General features: G+C 72.0%; 19 protein-coding genes, 1 tRNA gene and 1 pseudogene. 9 read left to right on the forward strand and 12 right to left on the reverse strand.

What is annotated here, in order from left to right:
• Nucleotides 1-5: 5 nt before the first annotated feature.
• Both ACIGG8_RS01555 and mca read right to left on the reverse strand, forming a co-directional pair.
• Nucleotides 6-197: a hypothetical protein gene (locus ACIGG8_RS01555; protein ID WP_350522223.1), complete on the reverse strand. Its 192-nt coding sequence runs from the start codon at nt 195-197 to the stop codon at nt 6-8.
• A gap of 49 nt (nt 198-246) precedes the next feature.
• A complete protein-coding gene (gene mca / locus ACIGG8_RS01560; RefSeq protein WP_396544761.1) occupies nt 247-1,152 on the reverse strand; it encodes a mycothiol conjugate amidase Mca in 906 nt (301 codons plus the stop codon).
• A gap of 241 nt (nt 1,153-1,393) precedes the next feature.
• Here mca and ACIGG8_RS01565 point away from each other — a divergent pair, with 241 nt between their 5' ends.
• Both ACIGG8_RS01565 and greA read left to right on the forward strand, forming a co-directional pair.
• The gene (locus ACIGG8_RS01565) at nt 1,394-1,807 is read left to right on the forward strand and encodes a DUF4307 domain-containing protein (RefSeq protein ID WP_350522225.1); all 414 of its coding nucleotides are present in this window, start codon (nt 1,394-1,396) and stop codon (nt 1,805-1,807) included.
• A 260-nt stretch (nt 1,808-2,067) separates the two neighbouring features.
• On the forward strand, nt 2,068-2,568 hold the full coding sequence (greA, locus tag ACIGG8_RS01570) for a transcription elongation factor GreA (RefSeq protein ID WP_350522226.1): 501 nt from the start codon (nt 2,068-2,070) through the stop codon (nt 2,566-2,568).
• Nucleotides 2,569-2,664: 96 nt separating this feature from the next.
• Here the strand turns inward: greA and ACIGG8_RS01575 are convergent, their stop codons facing one another.
• The 3 genes from ACIGG8_RS01575 to ilvA all read right to left on the reverse strand — a co-directional run bounded on the left by ACIGG8_RS01575 (nt 2,665) and on the right by ilvA (nt 6,092).
• A complete protein-coding gene (locus tag ACIGG8_RS01575) occupies nt 2,665-3,522 on the reverse strand; it encodes an ABC transporter permease (protein WP_396544692.1) in 858 nt (285 codons plus the stop codon).
• A 1-nt stretch (nt 3,523) separates the two neighbouring features.
• Nucleotides 3,524-4,600 carry an ATP-binding cassette domain-containing protein gene (locus tag ACIGG8_RS01580; RefSeq protein WP_396544694.1) on the reverse strand — a complete coding sequence of 359 codons (1,077 nt, stop codon included), beginning with the start codon at nt 4,598-4,600 and terminating at the stop codon, nt 3,524-3,526.
• Nucleotides 4,601-4,880: 280 nt separating this feature from the next.
• Nucleotides 4,881-6,092, reverse strand: a complete 1,212-nt coding sequence (ilvA, locus tag ACIGG8_RS01585; RefSeq protein ID WP_396544696.1) for a threonine ammonia-lyase — start codon at nt 6,090-6,092, stop codon at nt 4,881-4,883.
• Nucleotides 6,093-6,215: 123 nt separating this feature from the next.
• On the opposite strand from ilvA, the gene ACIGG8_RS01590 reads away from it, so the two are divergent.
• Nucleotides 6,216-6,698 carry a MarR family winged helix-turn-helix transcriptional regulator gene (locus ACIGG8_RS01590; protein ID WP_396544698.1) on the forward strand — a complete coding sequence of 161 codons (483 nt, stop codon included), beginning with the start codon at nt 6,216-6,218 and terminating at the stop codon, nt 6,696-6,698.
• A 12-nt stretch (nt 6,699-6,710) separates the two neighbouring features.
• Here the strand turns inward: ACIGG8_RS01590 and ACIGG8_RS01595 are convergent, their stop codons facing one another.
• Complete coding sequence (locus ACIGG8_RS01595) at nt 6,711-7,865, reverse strand: cystathionine gamma-synthase (protein ID WP_350522231.1); 1,155 nt, start codon at nt 7,863-7,865, stop codon at nt 6,711-6,713.
• Nucleotides 7,866-8,033: 168 nt separating this feature from the next.
• On the opposite strand from ACIGG8_RS01595, the gene msrA reads away from it, so the two are divergent.
• Both msrA and ACIGG8_RS01605 read left to right on the forward strand, forming a co-directional pair.
• Nucleotides 8,034-8,699, forward strand: coding sequence for a peptide-methionine (S)-S-oxide reductase MsrA (gene msrA, locus ACIGG8_RS01600; RefSeq protein WP_396544701.1), 666 nt, complete (start codon nt 8,034-8,036; stop codon nt 8,697-8,699).
• 136 nt (nt 8,700-8,835) lie between these two features.
• Nucleotides 8,836-9,198 (forward strand): cupin domain-containing protein, encoded by a 363-nt coding sequence (locus ACIGG8_RS01605; RefSeq protein WP_396544703.1) that lies wholly within the window; start codon nt 8,836-8,838, stop codon nt 9,196-9,198.
• A gap of 108 nt (nt 9,199-9,306) precedes the next feature.
• On the opposite strand, the gene ACIGG8_RS01610 is transcribed toward ACIGG8_RS01605, so the two are convergent.
• The 3 genes from ACIGG8_RS01610 to ACIGG8_RS01620 form a co-directional block, all read right to left on the reverse strand.
• Nucleotides 9,307-10,581 carry an Ig-like domain-containing protein gene (locus ACIGG8_RS01610; RefSeq protein WP_396544705.1) on the reverse strand — a complete coding sequence of 425 codons (1,275 nt, stop codon included), beginning with the start codon at nt 10,579-10,581 and terminating at the stop codon, nt 9,307-9,309.
• A gap of 186 nt (nt 10,582-10,767) precedes the next feature.
• Nucleotides 10,768-11,106: a hypothetical protein gene (locus ACIGG8_RS01615; protein WP_350522237.1), complete on the reverse strand. Its 339-nt coding sequence runs from the start codon at nt 11,104-11,106 to the stop codon at nt 10,768-10,770.
• Nucleotides 11,107-11,584: 478 nt separating this feature from the next.
• Nucleotides 11,585-12,985, reverse strand: a complete 1,401-nt coding sequence (locus ACIGG8_RS01620) for a cystathionine beta-synthase (RefSeq protein ID WP_396544708.1) — start codon at nt 12,983-12,985, stop codon at nt 11,585-11,587.
• A 292-nt stretch (nt 12,986-13,277) separates the two neighbouring features.
• Here ACIGG8_RS01620 and ACIGG8_RS01625 point away from each other — a divergent pair, with 292 nt between their 5' ends.
• The 3 genes from ACIGG8_RS01625 (at nt 13,278) to ACIGG8_RS01635 (ending at nt 16,934) form a co-directional block, all read left to right on the forward strand.
• Complete coding sequence (locus ACIGG8_RS01625; RefSeq protein WP_396544710.1) at nt 13,278-14,366, forward strand: SGNH/GDSL hydrolase family protein; 1,089 nt, start codon at nt 13,278-13,280, stop codon at nt 14,364-14,366.
• 63 nt (nt 14,367-14,429) lie between these two features.
• On the forward strand, nt 14,430-15,698 hold the full coding sequence (locus tag ACIGG8_RS01630; RefSeq protein WP_396544712.1) for an acetyl-CoA C-acetyltransferase: 1,269 nt from the start codon (nt 14,430-14,432) through the stop codon (nt 15,696-15,698).
• A 291-nt stretch (nt 15,699-15,989) separates the two neighbouring features.
• A complete protein-coding gene (locus ACIGG8_RS01635) occupies nt 15,990-16,934 on the forward strand; it encodes a hypothetical protein (protein WP_396544714.1) in 945 nt (314 codons plus the stop codon).
• A 124-nt stretch (nt 16,935-17,058) separates the two neighbouring features.
• Here ACIGG8_RS01635 and ACIGG8_RS01640 read toward each other — a convergent pair whose 3' ends face one another.
• The 3 genes from ACIGG8_RS01640 to ACIGG8_RS01650 form a co-directional block, all read right to left on the reverse strand.
• Nucleotides 17,059-17,442, reverse strand: coding sequence for a hypothetical protein (locus ACIGG8_RS01640; RefSeq protein ID WP_350522242.1), 384 nt, complete (start codon nt 17,440-17,442; stop codon nt 17,059-17,061).
• Between the two features lie 86 nt (nt 17,443-17,528).
• Nucleotides 17,529-18,401, reverse strand: coding sequence for a Bax inhibitor-1/YccA family protein (locus ACIGG8_RS01645; RefSeq protein WP_396544716.1), 873 nt, complete (start codon nt 18,399-18,401; stop codon nt 17,529-17,531).
• 145 nt (nt 18,402-18,546) lie between these two features.
• Nucleotides 18,547-18,628, reverse strand: a tRNA-Leu gene (locus tag ACIGG8_RS01650).
• Between the two features lie 303 nt (nt 18,629-18,931).
• On the opposite strand from ACIGG8_RS01650, the pseudogene ACIGG8_RS01655 reads away from it, so the two are divergent.
• Nucleotides 18,932-19,039, forward strand: a pseudogene (locus tag ACIGG8_RS01655) (ABC transporter ATP-binding protein); the annotation flags it as partial.

The raw sequence follows: 19,039 nt of genomic DNA on the forward strand, positions 1-19,039 counted from the left end.
GGGACTCACTCCTTCGGAGCCTCCGGCTCCTCCGCGAAGTCGACCTTCTTGAACTGGCGGTTCATGGACTTGGCCAGGAACCAGGTCGCCACGCCGAGGGCGGCGAAGACGACGAAGCCGAGGAGGCCGGGGGTGACCTTGGCGTCGTCGACGGCGAGGTCAGCGGCGAGGTGGAGGAGGTTCACGGGGGCGCTCATATCTCTATGGTGGCCCGGCTCACGGGGAGCCGGGCCATCGGGGGGTGCTTCAGTCGCGCGTGTCGGCGGCCTCGGCCGCCAGGGTGGGGGTGCGCAGGCCGGCGAACAGGTCGTCCTCCGGCAGGTCCACGTCGACCAGGGTACGGGCGAGCTCGTAGTCCTCGGTGGGCCAGACCTCGCGCTGGACCTCCAGCGGGACGCGGAACCACGGGCCGTCCGGGTCGATCTGGGTGGCGTGCGCGATCAGCGCCCGGTCACGGGTCTCGAACCAGTCGTCGCAGCGGACCCGCGTGGTGATCTCGCGCTCCTTGCGGCCGCTCTTCTCCCAGCCCGCGATCCACTCGCCGTACGGCGACTCGTGGCCGTGCTCGGTGAGGTACTGGTGCAGGGCGCGGATGCGGCCCATCGGGAAGCCGTGGTTGTAGTAGACCTTCAGCGGCTGCCAGGGGTCGCCGGCCTCGGGGTAGGCGTCCGGGTCGCCCGCGGCGTCGAAGGCCAGCATGGTGATCTTGTGGGTCATGATGTGGTCCGGGTGCGGGTACCCGCCGTTCTCGTCGTAGGTCGTGATGACCTGCGGCTTGAACTCGCGGATCAGCCGGACCAGCGGCTCGGCCGCCTCCTTGACGTCCTGCAGGGCGAAGCAGCCCTCGGGCAGCGGGGGCAGCGGGTCCCCCTCGGGCAGGCCGGAGTCCACGAAGCCCAGCCAGGCCTGCTTGACGCCGAGGATCGCCCGCGCCTCGTCCATCTCCTTGCGCCGCACCTCGTGGATGTTCTCCTCGATGTACGGGTCCCCCTGGAGCTTGGGGTTGAGAACCGACCCGCGCTCGCCCCCCGTGCAGGTGGCCACGAGTACGTCCACACCCTGCTCTACGTACATGGCCATGGTGGCCGCGCCCTTGCTGGACTCGTCGTCCGGGTGGGCGTGCACCGCCATCAGTCGCAACTGCTCAGTCAACGCCTTGCGTTCCTTCCACATCATCGGGCGTTCCGCGAAGTCCGGGTCTGCCCACCGTACGAACCGCTCACTCCGGGACCGCGTCGCCGCGGGGCCGGCCGCGGAAGTCGCCGACACGGCCGAGCCCTGCCCCCCGCCGGACCGGCCGCGGGCGAGCCCCTCCTATAGTGACGGACTGGAGGAGCGTCGCATTCCCCCGCACCACCCGCGCGGCCCCTCCCCCAGGAGAGGACAGGGTCCGATGACTGCAGAGACCACCGCCGCCCGGCTGCCCGAGGGGCGCTACGGACGCGGCGGCGACCGCGAGGCGGACCGCCGCCTGAAGGTGGTCGGCGCGGTCTGCGGCGTGCTGGGCCTGGGTCTGATCGCCTGGCTGGGCGGCTCCTACCTGCTGCGCGAGACGAAGATCAACGGCTCGGTGCCGACCTTCCAGGTGGTCTCCGACTCCGAGGTCCAGCTGCACCTCACCGTGCGCAAGAGCGAGGGCCAGGCCGGCACCTGCACGGTCCGCTCCCAGGGCGACGACCACGGGGTGGTCGGGGTGGCCGACTTCCCGGTCCCGGCGGCCGGCGACAGCTACGACGCGGTGGTCACCCTGCGCACCACGGCCCGCGGCACCACCGCCGAACTGCTGGGCTGCACGCCCGCCAAGTAGGGCGCATATTCGATCCGGGGAGCGGGCATCCGTAAAAGGTCCCGCTCTCCGTCCTGTACACCGCGGCGTAACGCCACCGTCAATGCCGCGCCAACGCCTCTCCCGCTTGTCGGCAGGACTTGTTAGGCTCGTGGTTTCGCCCCTTCCGCACCGGATGGTACGGGAGCGGGCGTTGCTTTGTAGTTGAGACCGATATCACCACCAACCCCGGCTGACGACTCACACCCTCAGCACAGCCCCAGCACCTACGAGGAGCACCCGTGACCCAGACCAGCGAGAACGTGACCTGGCTCACTCAGGCCGGCTACGACCAGCTCAAGGCCGAGCTGGATCATCTGACCGGGCCCTGGCGCATCGAGATCGCCCAGAAGATCGAGGCGGCGCGCGAGGAGGGCGACCTCAAGGAGAACGCCGGTTACCACGCGGCGAAGGAGGAGCAGGGCAAGTACGAGCTGCGCATCCGTCAGCTGACCCAGCTCCTGGAGCGTGCCAAGGTCGGCGAGGCCCCGGCCGACTCGGGCGTGGTGGCCCCGGGCATGGTCGTCACGGTCGCCTTCGACGGCGACGAGGACGATCTCATGGAGTTCCTGCTCGCCTCCCGCGAGGTGGCCGGCTCCGACAACCTGGACGTCTACTCGCCGCAGTCGCCGCTGGGGCGCGCGATCGACGGCAAGCAGATCGGCGACGAGGCCACCTACGAGCTGCCGAACGGCAAGCCGGCCATGGTGAAGATCGTCAAGGTCGTGCCGCACGCCGGCTGATCCGGCCCGCGACAGCGCGAGGGCGGCCGTGGAGTCGGGGACTCCACGGCCGCCCTTTCCGTGTCCCGGGCGGCACCCGGGGCCCGGCGCGCCCGCTCAGGCGGTGGCCGAGCGGTACTTGCGCACCGACAGCCACGAGAACACCGCCGTGATCAGGACCGACCACATCACCGACACCAGGGCGGCGTGCTGCATCGGCCAGGCGCCGTCCACCGGCCCGACCTGGTTGCCGAACAGCTCCCGGCAGGCCTGCACGGTCGCGCTGAACGGGTTCCAGTACGCGATCTGCTGCAGCCAGTCCGGCATCGAGCTGACCGGCACGAAGGCGTTGGACACGAAGGTCAGCGGGAACAGCCAGATCAGCCCGGCCGAGGTGGCCGCCTCGGGGCTGCGCACCGACAGGCCGATCAGCGCGCCGATCCACGAGAAGGCGTAGCCGAACAGGAGCAGCAGGCCGAAGGCGGCGAGCGCGTTGAGCACGCCGTCGTGGATCCGCCAGCCGACCAGCAGCGCCACCAGGCCCAGCACGATCACGATGAAGCCGGTCTGGACGAGGTCCGCCAGCGTGCGGCCGACCAGCACCGCCGAGCGGGCCATCGGCAGCGAGCGGAAGCGGTCCACCAGGCCCTTGGTCATGTCCTCCGCGATGCCGGCCGAGGCGCCGGCGGTGGCGAAGGTGACGGTCTGGGCGAAGATGCCGGCCATCAGGAACTGGATGTACGTGTGGGAGCTGGAGTCCGTCCCGGGGATCTTGATCGCCCCGCCCATGACGTACGAGAACAGCAGGACGAACATCACCGGCTGCATCAGGCCGAAGACGACGATCTCCGGGATGCGGGTCATCCGGCGCAGGTTGCGCTTGGCGACCACCCAGGAGTCGTGCAGGGTGGCGGACAGCCCCCGGCGCTGTCTGGGCACGGGCGCGCCGATGGCGTGCTCGGTGGCGGTGCTCATCTCAGTGCTCCTTCCCGGCCGCGACGGCCTGCTTGTCCGGTCCCCGGTCCCCGCTGTCGGCCGCGTCGGCGGTCCTGCCCCTGCCCCGGCCGCCGCGGCCGCGCGCCTTGGGGTCGGCACCGCCCTCCTCGGCCTCCTGCTCGGCGACGTGGCCGGTCAGGGTGAGGAAGACGTCGTCCAGGGTCGGGCGGCGCAGCCCGATGTCGTCGATCTCGATCCCGCGGGCGTCCAGTTCGCGGATGGCGTCGGCGAGCACCCGGGCACCGCCGCTGATCGGCAGGGTGATCCGGCGGGTGTTCCGCTCCACCGTCGGCTCGCTCAGCGCGTAGCCGGACAGCGCCGCGACCGCATCGGCGACGACCCCGGGCTCGTGCACCACGACCTCGATCCGCTCGCCGCCGATCTGGGCCTTGAGCTGGTCGGCGGTGCCCCGCGCGATCACCCGGCCGCGGTCGACCACCGCGATGTCGTGGGCGAGCCGGTCCGCCTCCTCCAGGTACTGGGTGGTGAGCAGCAGCGTGGTGCCCTGCTCGACCAGGGTCTCGATGACCTCCCAGAGCGCGAGCCGGTTGCGCGGGTCGAGACCGGTGGTCGGCTCGTCCAGGAACATCACCGGCGGGCGGACGACCAGCGCGGCGGCGAGGTCCAGGCGGCGGCGCATGCCGCCGGAGTAGGTCTTGGCGGTGCGGTCCTTGGCGTCGGTCAGGTTGAACCACTCCAGCAGCTCCAGCGCCCGGGCCTTCGCGTCGCGGGCGCTCATCTGGTAGAGCTCGCCGACCATGGTGAGGTTCTCGAAGCCGGTCAGGTACTCGTCGACCGCCGCGTACTGACCGGACAGGCCGATCAGGCTGCGGACCCGGTTGGGGTTCTTGAGCACGTCGACCCCGGCGACCACCGCGCGGCCGGAGTCGGGGCGGAGCAGGGTGGTGAGGACCCGCACGGTGGTGGTCTTCCCGGCGCCGTTCGGGCCGAGCAGCCCGAGCACCGTGCCCTCGGGGACGTCGAGGCTGACGCCGTCCAGGGCTCGTACGTCGCCGAAGGTCTTCACCAGGTTCTCGGCTTGGATGGCTGGCGCCATGGCCTGCCTCATCTCCTCGGACGTATGGGGCGATCTGTCCCACTCTGCCCCGCTTTCGGGCACGCGGTCGACTCGATTTTCGACATGCGGGACTCGAACACGATGTATCGCGAGCCTCCCAGTACGCGATATATCGCGTCAAGGGACACGGCTCCGCCATCGTTCCAGGGAGGAGCCGCGGCACACCGCAGCAACGACCGGCAATCGGGGCCCGAACCACCGGCAACTGGGCACCCGGTGGACGCTCCCGCCCCACCCGCCCCACCGGAACGCCCGCCGGCTAGTCGGAGACGACGTACCCCGAGTCCCGCAGCTCGCCGACCACCGCCGCGCAGTGCTCCGGCCCCTTGGTCTCCAGGTGCATGTCCACCTCGACCTCCGCCAACCCCAGCCGCGGGTCGATCCGCACGTGCGCCACGTCCAGCACATTGGCGTCCAGCCTGGTCAGCACGCCCAGCAGGTCCGCCAGCGAGCCCGGCTTGTCCGCCAGCCGCACCCGCAGCGACAGGTAGCGCCCGGCCGCCGCCAGCCCGTGCCGCAGCACCCGCTGCATCAGCTGCGGGTCGATGTTGCCGCCGGACAGCACCGCCACCACCGGGCCCTCGAAGGAGTACGGCCGCTCCAGCAGCGCCGCGATCGGGGCCGCCCCGGCCGGCTCGACCACCAGCTTCAGCCGCTCCAGGCCGAGCAGCAGCGCCCGCGACAGCGAGTCCTCGGAGACCGTGTGGATGCCGTCCGCCAGCGTGTTGACCACCTCGAAGGGGATGTCCCCCGGGCGCCCGACCATGATCCCGTCGGCCATGGTGGCGAAGTGCTCCAGCGACACCGGCCGCCCGGCCGCCAGCGAGGGCGGGTACGCGGCGGCGCCGGCCGCCTGCACCCCGACCACCCGGACGTCCGGCCGCAGCGGCTTGACCGCCGCCGCGATCCCGGCGAGCAGCCCGCCGCCGCCCACCCCGACCAGGATGGTGCGCACCTCGGGGCACTGCTCCAGGATCTCCAGCCCGACGGTCGCCTGGCCGGTGACCACGTCCCAGTGGTCGAAGGGGTGGATGAACACCGCGCCGGTCGCCTCCGAGTACCGCTGGGCGGCCCGCAGCGCCTCGTCCACGTTGGCGCCGTGCAGCCGCACGTCCGCGCCGTACTCGCGGGTGGCCGCGACCTTCGGCAGCGGCGCCGCGACCGGCATGAACACCGTCGACTGCACCCCCAGCAGCGCGGCCGCCAGCGCCACCCCCTGGGCGTGGTTCCCGGCGCTCGCCGCCACCACCCCGCCGGCCCGCTGCACCGGCGAGAGTCCCGCGATCCGCACGTACGCCCCGCGCAGTTTGAAGGAGCCGGTGCGCTGCAGGTTCTCGCACTTCAGGTGGACCGGCGCGCCGATCAGCCCGGAGAGGTGCCGGCTGCCCTCCATCGGGGTCACCCGGGCGATCCCGACGAGCATCTTCTGGGCGCCGCGGACGTCGTCGAGGGTGATCGGCCAGTTGTGCATGCTGCCAAGGTTAGAGGTCCGGACGACGGCAATCCGGGACGCCGGGCCTGTTCCCGGGCCCGCCGAGCCCGCGTACGCTGCTGGTTCTGAGCCTCCCTCACCGCACGACGATCGTGAGCCGCGATGACGACGACCTCGCCCCAGGCCACCGACCGCACCGACCCCGTGCACACCCAACTGCAGTACCAGCTCGCGGTGTTCGCACGCCGCATGGAACAGGTCCGCACCTCCGGCGGCGGGGTCGGAGCGCTGGACCGGGCCGCCTACCTGCTGCTCGACCGGCTGGAGCGGCACGGCCCCGCCAACGTCAAGGCGCTGGCCGAATCACTGGGCGTGGACTCCTCCACGGTGACCCGCCAGGTCGCCCCGCTGGTCGCGGCCGGGCTGGTCGGCCGGGTACAGGACCCGGCCGACCGCCGCGCCGTACGGCTCGCGCTGACCTCCCGCGGCTCCGGCCGGCTCGACGAAGTCCGGGACGGGCGGGCCGAGTTGACCCGCCGCCTGGTGGCCGACTGGCAGCCGGAGGAGCAGCACGCGTTCTGCGCCCTGCTGGCCCGCTTCAACCACGCGATGGAGTCGTACACGGCGGACCAGCAGGGGCAGTGAACCCCGGGGGCCTCAGCCGAGCGCCTGCTTGAGGTCGGCCAGCAGGTCGTCGATCGACTCGATGCCGACCGAGACGCGCACCAGGTCGGACGGCACCTCCAGCGCCGAGCCCACCACCGAGGCATGGGTCATCCGGCCCGGGTGCTCGATCAGCGACTCGACGCCGCCGAGGGACTCACCGAGGGTGAACAGCTGCGCGCGGTTGCAGACCTCGACGGCCGCCTCCTCGCCGCCCGCGACGCGGAACGAGACCATGCCGCCGAAGGCCTTCATCTGCTTGGCGGCGATGTCGTGGCCGGGGTGCTCGGGCAGGCCCGGGTAGAGCACCTGGCTGACCTTGGGGTGGCTCGCCAGCAGCTCGGCGACCTTCTCCGCGTTGGCGCTGTGGCGGTCCATCCGGACGCCCAGCGTCTTGATGCCGCGCAGCACCAGCCAGGCGTCGAACGGGCCGGAGACCGCGCCCATCGCGTTCTGGTGGTAGGCGACCTCCTCGCCGAGGGCCGCGTCGGCCAGCACCAGCGCACCGCCGACCACGTCCGAGTGGCCGCCCATGTACTTGGTGGTGGAGTGCACGACCGCGTCCGCGCCGAGCGCGATCGGCTGCTGCAGGTACGGGCTGGCGAAGGTGTTGTCGACCACCAGCAGCGCGCCGGCGCCGTGCGCGATCTCGGCGAGCGCGGCCAGGTCGGTGATGCCCAGCAGCGGGTTGGACGGGGTCTCCACCCACACCGCGCGGGTGTTGGGACGCATCGCGTCGCGGACGGTGGCCAGGTCCTGGGTGTTGGCCACGGAGAACTCGACGCCCCAGCGGGTCAGCACCTTGGCGAAGAGCCGGAAGGTGCCGCCGTAGGCGTCGTTGGGGATCACGATGTGGTCGCCCGGCTTGAGGATGGTGCGCAGCAGGGTGTCCTCGGCCGCCAGGCCGGAGGCGAAGGCGAGGCCGCGGGCGCCGCCCTCCAGCGCCGCGAGGCACTCCTCCAGCGCGGTGCGGGTCGGGTTGGCGCTGCGGCTGTACTCGTAGCCGCCCCGCAGGCCGCCCACCCCGTCCTGCTTGTAGGTGGACACCTGGTAGATCGGCGTGACGACGGCCCCGGTCTGGGGGTCTGCTTCCTGCCCCGCGTGGATGGCGAGGGTCTCGAAGCCCTGGGGAAGCTGGTGCTCGGTCATGACTCCGAGCCTAATGGCCGCACGTCGACGCGCTCGCCGGAACCCGGAGCACTGGCGGAAACCACCGCCACCGCGGGCCGCCGCCGTCCGGAAGCACCCTCCCGGAATCCGGGGGCGGCCGTTCGCGTTGCAGAGTGAGCCACGTTTCCCGACCCGCTGGAGCAGGCCGTGTTGTTCAACCGCCACAAGACCTCGCTCGTCCCCGCCGACCAGGCGCTGCCCGGTCGGCCGACCGCGGCCTTCGAGCTGCGCGACCCGCACACCGTGCTCGGCCACCCGCTGAGCGGTCCGTACCCGGAGGGCCTGGAGGTGGCCGACTTCGGGCTGGGCTGCTTCTGGGGCGCCGAGCGCACGTTCTGGCGCCTGCCCGGCGTCTGGACGACGCTGGTCGGCTACCAGGGCGGCTACACCCCCAACCCGACGTACGACGAGGTGTGCAGCGGTCTGACCGGGCACACCGAGGCGGTCCGGGTGGTGTACGACCCGGCCGTGGTCTCCTACGAGCGGCTGCTGAAGACGTTCTGGGAGGCGCACGACCCGACCCAGGGCAACCGCCAGGGCAACGACGTGGGCACCCAGTACCGCTCCGCGGTCTACACCCACTCCCCCGCCCAGGCCGAGGCCGCGGCGGCGTCCCGGGAGGCCTTCCAGCCGGCCCTCACCGCGCTCGGCTACGGGCCGATCACCACGGAGATCGCCCCGGCCGGTCCGTTCTTCCCGGCCGAGCCGTACCACCAGCAGTACCTGTCGGAGGCCAAGAACCCCAACGGCTACTGCGGCCTCGGCGGCACCGGCGCCTCCTGCCCGATCGGCGTGGCCCGCACCCGGGGCTGACCGGACGTCGACGACTCCGCGTGTGCCCTTCCCGCCGTGACCCCCTCCCGTTCGGGGCGCAGACTGGAGGGGCCAGCAGGGGCCGCCCGGCCGCCCGTCGGCGGCCGGGCCCCCTCGTGGAGAGGAGTGGTGCGCCATGTCCGGTCTGGTCCGCAAGAGCTTCGACGATCCCGAGGAAGTCCGTCCCTTCGAGGAGGGCAAGGGCGAGCTGCGGCTGGTCAACCTGGACTCCGGCCCGGTCGGCAGGGCCGTGTTCGAGCCGGGGTGGCAGTGGTCCAAGCACGTGAAGCCGATCGCCAAGACCGACAGCTGCCAGGCGGCCCACATGGGGTACGTGATCTCCGGCCGGATGAAGATCGTGATGGACGACGGCCAGGAGGCCGAGTTCGGCCCCGGCGACTACATGATCTGCCCGCCCGGACACGACGCCTGGATCCTCGGCGACGAGCGGTGCGTCGTCGTCGACTGGCAGGGGTTCGCGGACTACGCCAAGCGCTGAGGCCGGGCGCGGCTCACAGCTCGCCGGGCGGCTGATCGCCGCTGCCGTCCGGCCCGTGACCGGGAAGCCCGGTCGCGGGCCGGACGGGGCAGCCCGGCTGCGGGTGGATCAGGCGGCGCTGCCGGCCTTCCAGTCGGCCCAGCCCATGTTCCAGCCGTTCAGGCCGTTGTCCGGGGCGACGGTCTTGTCGCCGGAGTTCACGACCTCGACCACGTCGCCGACCATCGAGGACTTGTAGAACTTGTATCCGTCCGTGCCGGCGTCCTGCGCGCCCTTGGCGTCCTGCAGGCCGACGCAGCCGTGGCTGGTGTTCTGGCTGCCGAAGATCGACGTCGACGACCAGTAGTTGCCGTGGATGAAGGTGCCCGAGGTGGTGAGGCGCTGGGCGTGCGGCACGTCCGCGATGTCGTACTCGCTGCCCAGGTTGACGGTCTGCGAGTTCATCCGGGTCTGCGTGTACTGCTCGGAGATGACCATCTTGCCGCCCCAGGTGGTGTGCTCGGGCGAGCCGCCGGAGATCTTGTACACGGCACTGACCTGGCCGTCGGTGGTGACGGTGAGCTTCTTGGTGGCGAGGTCGGCGACGCTGGTCTGGGCGCGGCCGACGGTGAAGCGGACGTCCTTGGACTGGGTGCCGTACACGCCCTTGGCGCCCTCGACGTCCTTGAGCCGGAGCTTGAGGGTGACCTGGGTGCCCTTGGCCCAGTACTCCTGCGGCCGGAAGTCGAGGCGGGTGCTGGAGAACCAGTGGCCGACGATCTCGACGCCCGGCTCGGCCGTCACGGTGATCGCCTGCTGGACGGCCTTCTTGTCGGTGATCGGCTTGCTGAAGTTGATCGAGACGGGCATGCCGACGCCGACCGTCGAGCCGTCCTCGGGGGTGAAGTAGCCGACGAAGGTGTTGGCCGGGGTCGCCGTGGTGAAGACGGCGTTGGAGTCCGCCTCCAGCTTGTCCTTGTCCTGGGCGACGGCGGCGACGGTGTACTTGGTACCGCTGGCCGGGGCGGCGGCCGAGGTCCAGCCGGTGTTGTCGGCGGAGAGCTGGCCGGCCAGTTCCTTGCCCGTGGAGTCGGTGACCTTGACGCTGGTCAGGGTGCCGTTGGCGACGGTGACCTTGACCGGCTCGCTGAAGCTGGCGGCGGTGGCCCCGTCGGCGGGGGTGACGGTGATCACGGCGGCCGAGGTCTTCGGGGCGCTGCTGCTGCCGCCGTTGCCCGGGGCGCCGCTCGCGCTGCCGCCGGAGCCGGAACCGCTGCCGCTGTTACCGCTGTTGTCGTTGCAGGCCGCGAGGAGCAGGACCGGCGCCCCGATCAGTCCCGCGAGAACACCGCGTCGGCTCCAGCTTCCACCGGCCGCCCGCCCCTGACCGTCCCGTGCCGTCACGTCGCGTCTCCCTGCTGATCATCCCGGGCATTTACGGATACAGAAACGCAATCCGCCCGTTCACGGTTCCACCATCGAAGGGTAAGCGATCGTATGAGATGACCAAACTTGCCATCGAACAAGGACAAAACGCCCGGCCTGCCGTGGCAGACCGGGCGTTTCCGAGCGCGTGACGGCGCACCGCCGCTACTCGGCGGACTCCTCCACCGCGTACTCGTCCCACTCCTCGCTGTCCGGGTCGAACTCGGTCTGCGCCGACTCCCAGGTCGCCGAGGCGAGCTCCACCCCGGGGACGTCGCCGAGCAGCGCGACGGGGTCGATGAAGTGGGCGAGCGAACCCGACGGGTCCACCTCGATGGCTTCGACGGACTGGGCGCGCTCCTCGTCGTCGAGGTACTCGTCCTCGGTCACCGCCTGCAGGGCCGCCGCCTTCAGCGCGCCCTCGTCGGTGATCTCCGCGATGAGCTCGATCTTGACCCGGACGTAGCGCGGGGCGTCCTGGTCGGTCGTTTCAGTGCTGGTCATGCGTGCGAGCGTACGGGAACGACGTGCCGCCCGGCGCACCGCGCACGCCCGCGACGGGCGGACCGGGCCCGGACAGGCGGTGGGGCCGGCCCCTCGAAGAAGGACCGGCCCCACCGTCTCCCCCCTCGGCTCCCCCACCCGGGAGCCGCGGGGACGCGCCGTACGGCGCGGTGCGGCCGCGGAAGCCGCCACACCCTGTCGACCGGCCGGAGCCGGGCAGGGGCGGGACGACGGCGCCTCCCGCGGAGGTAGGACACAGCGGTCGGGTCAGGACCGCCCGATGTGTCCGGAGTCGACCGCGGTCGCCGGGGAGCCGCTCCCGGACGCTTGCCGTCGCCTCGTTCGGCGTCGTGCCGTTGACCACAACGATGCCGGACCGTTGTTAACCCCGTGATGCGGGCAGATGACGCCGGTGTACCACTTCGCCCGTGGACGAATCCTCCGGATCCGCCCACGGGCGCTCGGTGGTGACCGCGTGTCAGTGCGCGGCGCGACCGGTCAGGAAGCCCAGCAGGTCCTGGCGGCTGACGATGCCCTGCGGCTTGCCCTCGACCAGCACGACGGCCGCGTCGGCCTTCTCCAGCACGGTCATCAGGTTGGTGACGGTCTCGCCCGAGCCGACCACCGGCAGCGGCTTGGACATCACCTTGTCCAGCGTGTCGGTCAGCTCGATCTCCTTGGCGAAGATGCCCTCCAGCAGCAGCTTCTCCACCACCGAGCCGATCACCTCGCCGGCCATGATGTCCGGGTGCCCGGCACCGGGGGAGACCACCGGCATCTGCGAGACGCCGTACTCGCGCAGCACCCGGACCGCCTCGGCGACCGTCTCGTTGGGGTGCATGTGGACGAACTGCGGGACGCCGCCCTGCTCGATGGACTCCTTGCGGGCCAGCACCTCGCCGATGTGCGCCTCGTCGGTGGACGAGGGCAGGAAGCCGTAGTCGGCCATCCAGTCGTCGTTGAAGATCTTCGACAGGTAGCCGCGGCCGCCGTCCGGCAGCAGCACCACCACGACGTCGTCCGGCCCGAGCTTGCGGGCGACCTCCAGCGCGGCCACCACGGCCATGCCGCAGGAGCCGCCGACCAGCAGGCCCTCCTCCTTGGCCAGGCGGCGGGTCATCTGGAACGAGTCCTTGTCGGAGACGGCGACGATCTCGTCCGCGACGTCGCGGTCGTAGGCGGTCGGCCAGAAGTCCTCACCGACGCCCTCGACCAGGTACGGCCGGCCGGTGCCGCCCGAGTAGACCGAGCCCTCCGGGTCGGCGCCGATCACCTTGACCTTGCCGCCCGACGCCTCCTTCAGGTAGTTGCCGGTGCCGGAGATGGTGCCGCCGGTCCCGACGCCCGCCACGAAGTGGGTGATCTTCCCGTCGGTCTGCTCCCACAGCTCCGGGCCGGTGGAGTAGTAGTGCGAGGCCGGGTTGTCCGGGTTGGAGTACTGGTCCGGCTTCCAGGCGTTCGGGGTCTCCCGGACCAGGCGGTCGGAGACGTTGTAGTAGGAGTCCGGGTGCTCAGGGGCGACGGCGGTCGGACAGACGACCACCTCGGCGCCGTACGCACGGAGGGTGTTGATCTTGTCGGTCGAGACCTTGTCCGGGCAGACGAAGATGCACTTGTAGCCCTTCTGCTGGGCCACGATCGCCAGACCGACACCGGTGTTGCCGGAGGTCGGCTCGACGATGGTGCCGCCCGGCTTGAGGGCGCCCGAGGCCTCGGCGGCCTCGATCATGCGCATCGCGATGCGGTCCTTCACGGAGCCACCGGGGTTGAAGTACTCGACCTTCGCCAGCACTGTCGCGCTGATGCCCTCGGTGACCTTGTTCAGCTTGACCAGCGGCGTGTTGCCGACCAGGTCGATGATCGAGTTGTGGTACCGCACGGGGGTCCTCCCGGTCTATGGGCATGCGAGTGCTTTTGGTACTGCAAAGCCTAGGGCGTGGCACGCGCCCCAGCGCCCCCTCTCGTCCACGTCCTCCGGGGCCCGCCCCGGGCAGCCCCGCGCGACGACCCGCCGCCCCTCCCCCGACGGCCCGCCCCGCCCGGCGCTCCCGCGGCGGCGCCGCCGGCGCCTCCCCCAATGGCCCACCCGCACCGGTACTCCCGCCCCCGGCGCGGGTAGGAGGGGTGTACGACCCCGCTGGGGGCGGCACGAGGACGTGAAGGGGGTCCGGATGCCAGGCGCACACGACTCGCGGGCCCGGGTGGCCCGGCGGATCGCCACCGCGGCGGCGTACGGCGGCGGCGGGCTCGGACTGCTCGGGGTCGGCGTGGTCGGCCTGCTGCTGACCGAGAGCAAGCTCGCCATCCAGGCCATCGGCGTCCTGGGGACCCTCCCGCCCAAGGCCGACGGCGTCTACGGCGAGGCCTTCGCCGACCGCTCCGCCGCCCCGCAGCCGCCGCTCGTGCTGGCCGTCCTCGGCGACTCGACCGGCGCCGGCCTCGGGGTGGCACGGGGCCGGGAGACCCCGGGCGCCCTGCTCGCCGCCGGGCTGGCCTCGGTGGCCGAACGCCCGGTCCGGCTGGTCAACGCGGCCCGCTCCGGCGGCCGCTCGGCCGACCTCTCCGGCCAGCTGGAGCAGGTGCTGCAGCACCACCCGGACGTCGCGGTGATCATGGTCGGCGCCAACGACGTGACCCGGCACAGTCCGGCCCAGCTCGCCGTCCGCCAGCTCGGCGAGGCCGTCGCCGCACTGCGCGCCAACGGCTGCGAGGTGGTCGTCGGGACCTGCCCGGACCTCGGCACGATCAAGCCGGTGCGCCCGCCGCTGCGCTGGGTGGCCCGGCGGCTGAGCCGGCAGCTGGCCGCCGCACAGACCATCGCGGTGGTCGAGGCGGGCGGCCGGACGGTCTCGCTGGGCTCGCTGCTGGGCCCGGAGTTCGCCGCCCGCCCGGAGATGTTCGCCGCCGACCGCTACCACCCCTCGGCCCAGGGCTACGCGACGGCCGCGATGACCCTGCTGCCCTCGGTCTGCGCCGTGCTCGGCCTGTGGCCGGAGGAGGAGCGCCCGACCGCGCCGGTGCCGGGCGAGACGGTGCTGCCGGTCGCGGTGGCCGCCGCCGCGGCGGCCGGGCGGGCGGGCACCGAGGTGGCGGCCGTCGAGACGGAGGGCGCGGGCCACCGCTGGGCGCTGCTGCGCCGGCGCCTGCGGATCGGCCTGCCCGGGTCGGGCGCGGCGGCCCACTTGCACCCCGTCCAGGACGACCCGCCGGGCCCCGGGAATACGTCGGCCAGCTCACACGCTGGGGCGGGTGACGCCTGACCTACCAGGCGGTAACTTTCCTCCCGGACGTCAGGTCCGCAGTCACCCAGCGAGGAGCCCGTCATGCCCGAAGCCGTCATCGTCAGCGCCGCCCGTTCGCCGATCGGCCGGGCCTTCAAGGGCTCCCTGAAGGACGTCCGCCCGGACGACCTGACCGCGCACATCATCCAGGCCGCGCTGGCCAAGGTGCCGCAGCTCGACCCGCGCGAGATCGACGACCTGATGCTGGGCTGCGGCCTGCCCGGCGGCGAGCAGGGCCACAACCTGGCCCGCATCGTGGCCGTCCAGATGGGCATGGACTACCTGCCCGGCGCCACCATCACCCGCTACTGCTCCTCCTCGCTGCAGACGACCCGGATGGCGCTCCACGCGATCAAGGCCGGCGAGGGCGACGTCTTCATCTCGGCCGGTGTGGAGACCGTCTCGCGCAGCATCCACGGCACCTCGGACGGCATGCCGGGCACCATGAACCCGCTCTTCGACGAGGCGCAGGCCCGCACCGCCAAGCGGGCTGAAGAGGGCACGTGGGGGGCGGCGCAGAGCGCCTCGAACGAGAGTGGTGGTGGGCGACGGGAGGGCTGGCACGACCCGCGCGCGGACGGGCTGGTGCCGGACGCCTACATCGCGATGGGCCAGACCGCCGAGAACCTCGCCGCGCTCAAGGGCATCACCCGCGCCGAGCAGGACGAGTTCGGCGTCCGCTCGCAGAACCTCGCCGAGGCCGCCATCAAGGCCGGCTTCTGGCAGCGCGAGATCACCCCGGTGACGCTCCCGGACGGCACCGTGGTCAGCACGGACGACGGCCCGCGCGCCGGCGTCACCGTGGAGGGCGTCTCGGGCCTGAAGCCGGTGTTCCGCCCCGACGGCACCGTGACCGCCGGTAACTGCTGCCCGCTGAACGACGGTGCGGCCGCGCTGGTCATCATGTCCGACACCAAGGCCCGCGAGCTCGGCATCACCCCGCTCGCCCGGGTGGTCTCCACCGGCGTCAGCGCGCTCTCGCCCGAGATCATGGGCTACGGCCCGGTCGAGGCCTCCAAGCAGGCGCTCAAGCGGGCCGGCCTGAGCATCGGCGACATCGACCTGGTCGAGATGAACGAGGCCTTCGCGGCCCAGGTGATCCCGTCCTACCGCGACCTCGGCGTGGACCTGGACAGGCTGAACGTCAACGGCGGCGCCATCGCGGTCGGCCACCCCTTCGGCATGACCGGCGCCCGGATCACCACCACGCTGATCAACTCCCTGCAGTGGCACGACAAGCAGTTCGGTCTGGAGACCATGTGCGTCGGCGGCGGCCAGGGCATGGCGATGGTCATCGAGCGCCTCAGCTGACCCTCCCCCGTACGCTCCGAAGGGTCTGGACCACCCATTTGGAGTGACAGTGCGTAATTGAGGGCCGGATCACACCGCGAGGTCGATCCGGCCCTCTTTCCGTTCGTTTTCGGCTCGGAAATCGACACTGCGGAGCGGATCAACTGCACTGCGTAGAACGGTGTTACCTAACAATTTGGGGACAAGAGCGAAAGTCCGGGACGAATTAGACATTCGCCACTGCGGTAACACCCCCGGATGCGGCAGTGTGGACACGTAACCCCGTTCCGCTCCTCGCTAGGAGTACGTTCCGTGAGCGCCGTCTACGCCATCCTGCTGCTGATCCTGATCACCGTGTCGACCGCCGTGCTGCTCCGTCTCCGCGGAATCTCCCGCCGACTGGACGCTCAGGCCGCGGCCCCGGCCGTGCCCGCACCGGTGGACGAGGCCGCGATACGCCGGGCCGTCACCGAGGCGCTCGCCGCCGACCGCGAGCGGGAGATCACCGAGGCCCGGGCGTTCTGGGCCGAGCAGGAGGCCCGGGCGGCCGAGGACGCGCCGCTGTTCGACTCCCCCTTCAACGGCGTGTTCTCCGGCACCGACGAGTGGCCGCTCTTCTTCCCCCGCCCCACCGGCCCGCAGGACGCCGCCGACAACGCCGGGACGATGGACCCGGAGTTCGGCGAGGCGCTGCGCTCCGCGCTGGAGGACCTGATCAACGACGGCACCGGCACCGGCCCGGCCGAGCCCGGCACCGACGGCGGCGCGCCGCTGCGCCCCGGCCACCCGGTGGGCGAGACCGCGAAGGACGCCCGGGCCCGCCGTGAGGCCGACCTGCTGGCCACCGGCCTGGAGGCCGGGCTGCTGGACGCCGACCAGGCCGTCGAGGAGGCGCCGGTCGCCGCGCCCGACCCGCGCCGCCACCCCTCGCACCCCGACTTCGTGCCGAGCCAGGCGCCGTCCCGCGAGTGGACGGACACCCGGCTGGCCACCCTCGCCGAGGAGGCCGTCGCACTGATCGACGTCCGCCCGGGCCCGCTGGGCACCCTGGACGTGTACGCCTTCGCCGACGGCACCACGCTCTGCGTGGCCCCGGGCGACCGGGAGGCCGCGTACCGGCTGATCGACGCGGTCCGTGCCGGAGAGCACGTCCGACTGCTCGGCGGCTCGCGCTTCTCCGGCTCGTACTCGCTGACCTTCTCCACCGACGAGGAGGCCGTCTACGTGCTCGCCGACCGGGTGGTCGCCAGCATCTGACGCCCGCTCACGGGCCGGACTCCGCGCGCCCGCTCACGGGCTCGACGAGCTGCACGCCGAAGGCCGGCCGGGTCAAGGGGTTACCGACCCGGCCGGCCTTCGGCGTGTCCGGCCGCACCCGGCCTCAGGCGCAGAGCGCCGCCGTGCCGCGCACCGCCGCCACCGCCCCGGCCAGCACCTCGCCCACCGCGGCGGGCCCCTCCGGCAGCGTCACCCGCGCGTCCTCGGGCAGCGCCGCGAGCGCGGCCGCCAGGTCGTGCCCGGCGACGGCCAGTTGGTCCCCCACCGCGAAGGCCCCGGCGTCCGGGAAGTCCCGCTCGGGCCCGCCCTCCGCCGCCAGCGCCAGCGCGGCCAGCCGCCGGGCCAGGTCCAGCGCGGCCGCCGCCCGCGAGGCGTGCCCGGGCACGGCGCCCAGCAGCTTGCTCTGCGGCAGCGAGCGGAAACGATCCGCCAGGGACTCGACGGCTTCGACCAGGGGCCGTACGTCCAGGAGCTGTACGTCATGCATGGCAGCGAGCCTAGGCGAAATGCCGCCGGGCCCCGGAGCGGGTGGCTCCGGGGCCCGGCGGCAGTGGTTCACGGCGACCGACGGTGTCAGTCGTCGCCGCGGAGGCTGGCGATCAGGCGCAGCATCTCGAAGTAGATCCAGACCAGCGAGAAGGTGAGCCCGAAGGCGGCCCGCCAGGACTCCTCCTGCCGGGCACCCCCGGCGATGGCCTGCTCGATCTCGGCGAAGTCCAGCGTCAGGTAGAACGCGCCGAGGGCGACGCCGATCAGGCCGATGCCGACGCCCAGCGGGCCGGACCAGGTGTTGAGACCGCCGCCGAAGGCCCACGCGATGCAGTTGATCAGCAGCAGGCCCGAGAAGCCCAGGCCGATCGCGATGCCGATGCGGGTGTACTTCGGGCTCACCCGGAGCCGACCGCTCTTGTAGACGTAGAGCGTCGCCCCGAAGACCGCCGCCGTGCCCAGCACCGCCTGGATGGCGATGCCCGGCCAGATGGTGTTGAGGACGTGGGTGACCGCGCCCAGCGCGAAGCCCTGGAACGCCGCGTAGGCCAGGACCAGCGGCGGGCTGATCTTCTGTCGGAACTGGACGACCAGACCGACGATCATGGCGACCAGCGAGGCGCCGACGGCGAAGCCGAAGTTCTTGAACGGCAGCGTGAACCAGGACACCGCACCGGCGGCGACCACGGTCAGCAGCGTCATGGCCGTGCGGGCCAGCACGTCGTCGAGCGTCATCCGCCCGGTGGCCCCGGGGCCGGCGGACGGCCCGTTGTACATCTCGAAGAGCTGCTCGTCCGTCAGCGGTCCCTGCGCCGACGGCTGCTGGGCGTACTGGGTGCCCGCGTACGGGTTGTGGCCGTACGGGCTCCCGGCCTGCGCACTCGTTCCGAACCCCGCGTAACCGGAGTCGCGGGTGAAGGATCCCTCCCGCGAGAAGACCGGGTTGCTGCTTCTCATTGCTCATTCCCTCCGTGGCGGCACTGCACCGCCCACGCACAAGGGTAATGGCTTGGCAAAAATTCCGGGATACGCCGCGAGGAGGATCCGGTGAACGACGCCCGGCGGGGGCGCCGTCGGCGCCCCCGCCGGGTCGACCGACCTGTGCCCGGAGCCGGACTCGAACCGGCACGGCCTCGCGGCCAAGCAGTTTTAAGCTGCCCGTGTCTGCGTTCCACCATCCGGGCGTCCTGCGAAACCACCCCTGAGCCTAGTCGCCCGGCTCACCCTTTCGCATGTTCCCAGCCCCGGAAGTTGTCATGTTTCCTTGCCATCTGACGAACTGTTCGGAATTCGGCCACGAAGGATAGCGGTTCCGGCCACGAGCCGGACGTCGACCCTCCCTCAGGGTTCCCGTCATACCGCAGGAGGACGGGCCGCCCCTCCCGTACGCCCAACGGTGGTCGGGCCAACCGTCCGGCGGAGCGACGCCAGACCATGATCACGTCGCGGAGCATGGAGGTACAAGCCCACGAGCACAAGGAGCCCCCGTGACCACGTCGACCGCAACCGCCGTCCGTACCGGCCTGGCGGCCGCCCGCGCCACCGGCCTGAACAAGGTCTACGGGGAGGGGGAGACCCGCGTCGTCGCCCTCGAC

Origin of the sequence: Kitasatospora sp. NPDC085464 (genome assembly GCF_044541955.1) — a bacterium.
Classification (GTDB): Bacteria; Actinomycetota; Actinomycetes; order Streptomycetales; family Streptomycetaceae; genus Kitasatospora.